The 1,940-nt window shown below is 25.2% G+C and carries 2 protein-coding genes; both read right to left on the minus strand.

The window, feature by feature from the left end; genetic code table 11:
• Positions 1 to 224: 224 nt before the first annotated feature.
• Positions 225 to 863, minus strand: a complete 639-nt coding sequence (locus BLU40_RS17390) for a hypothetical protein (RefSeq protein ID WP_090126803.1) — start codon at positions 861 to 863, stop codon at positions 225 to 227.
• Positions 864 to 1,129: 266 nt separating this feature from the next.
• Positions 1,130 to 1,735, minus strand: coding sequence for a tetratricopeptide repeat protein (locus BLU40_RS17395; protein WP_090126806.1), 606 nt, complete (start codon positions 1,733 to 1,735; stop codon positions 1,130 to 1,132).
• Between the last annotated feature and the right edge of the window lie 205 nt (positions 1,736 to 1,940).

Below are 1,940 nucleotides of genomic sequence, written 5' to 3' on the forward strand. Positions count from 1 at the left end.
TCAAGATAACGAAGATGATTAAAGCAATTATTAAATCATATTTTGACGGAAGAGGAATTTTCATTTATTTTTCATCGAATTACTTACAACGGTTTTTGGTATGTTTTGTTGAGTGTTTAAGCAATAAATTTAGTAAATAATTACTGACCAAGAAAATCCCTTTAGGATTTTCGTAAGTGTGCTAGAACCAAGCAATAAAATATACCAAGTGTTGGTTGCAGTTTTTATTCATAATCAATAAATTCCTTGTTCTTTAAGTCTTTAATCAAGATTGGGTTAGACTCATAATCAAATATTGTTTTTTTCAATTTTATTCCACTTTCTCCTATTGCAAACCCCATCAAAAAACATTTATTATTTTCAGTTGTTAAGTAAACATTATCATTTTCTTCGTCCCATTCAGGTATGAAAATCATAACTTTTTTATCAACAATTTCAGGTTTCATCCACTTATCATTTATTTTCGTAGTGCTCCAAGCTTTTATTTCAGGTTTATAATCAGGACGATGAGTGAGTTCGTGAGGGTACTCTAAGTAGTTTATAAAATAACAATAATATTCAAAGCTAACGTCGTAAGGAAATGTAATTACATATTCATTTTCAAATTTGTAAAGCCTCGGAAGTGCTAAAAATTTATCTTTATTGTAATTATTGCAGAATTGTTGAATTGCTTGTTCTAAATGTTCAAATTGTATTTTTTTAATTAAAATAAATTTGTCATTTTCAACGATATGTTTTGGAATAGAAGAATCTTGATTTCTTTCGGTATTATTCAGTTCGAATTTAACAGGTTTTATACTAAATATAAATAATAGTAGTATTATAACTGTTATCAATCCAACTATAAGATAGGTTTTGTTCATAGGAATTTTATTATCGATATTGCAACCAACGGTTTTTGGTATGTTTTGTGGCGTGTTTAAGCAACTAATTTAGTAAATATTTACCAACCAAGAAAATCCGAGAGGATTTTCGTAAGTGAGCTAAAACATAGCTATAAAATATACCAGTTGTTATATAAAGTGGTTTTTATTCTAATTATTTTATCATTCTGAAAATCAATCCGCCTTATGATTAAACAAAGCATAAATTTTTCTGTTTAGCTTTAATTTATCATTATTAGAGTTTACTATCTTTCAATTTGGTCATTAATTATCATCTTTTTATACATATTCAAGATTAAACTATCACTAGGATATTCCTTGAGACATTCATCTATTACTTTTAAAGACTCTTCTTTGTTTCCCATTTCATATAAAATGGTAATAATTTGATTTTTGATTCCTAAATTTTGTTCTTTGTTATAATATTTTTTAAGTGCTAAACTAAAATAAAATTGTGCGGAATCATTTTGATTAAGTTTATTCTTAATAGATCCTTTTGCAGCTGTATAATATGCAGTTTGATTAGTATATTTCAAAGCGTCATTTATCACTTTTTCTATGCCTTCAAAATCATTTTTTAAATTTAAAACAGTAATTAATAATTGATAGCTACCTATATTTTCACGATTATATGCAATAGATTTTTTTAGATAATATATTGAAGAATCAAGCACTTTTAAATTTTCTGAAAAAGTATAGTTATCATAGTGTTTAAATCCTTTCTCAAAATAATTACCGCTTTTTATAGAGTCATAAACATAAATAATAGATTCATTTTTTTCTGTTTTAGTTTTGCAATTAACCACTAATATTAATATAAAAAGATAACAGAGATATTTAATTATTTTCATTATTCTAATAATTTATTGTTTAAGATATTATTTACATTAATTTGAGTGAAAATTAAAATCTTCGATTATTCATACTTTATAATTCAGATCAGAAATCCGCCATTTTATATAACGGTTTTTGGTATGTTTTGTTGAGTTGTTTAAGCTATAAATTTAGTAAATAATTACTGACCAAGAAAATCCGATAGGATTTTCGTAAGTAGGC

The organism is Lutibacter oricola (genome assembly GCF_900106565.1).
GTDB classification, from domain to species: domain Bacteria; phylum Bacteroidota; class Bacteroidia; order Flavobacteriales; family Flavobacteriaceae; genus Lutibacter; species Lutibacter oricola.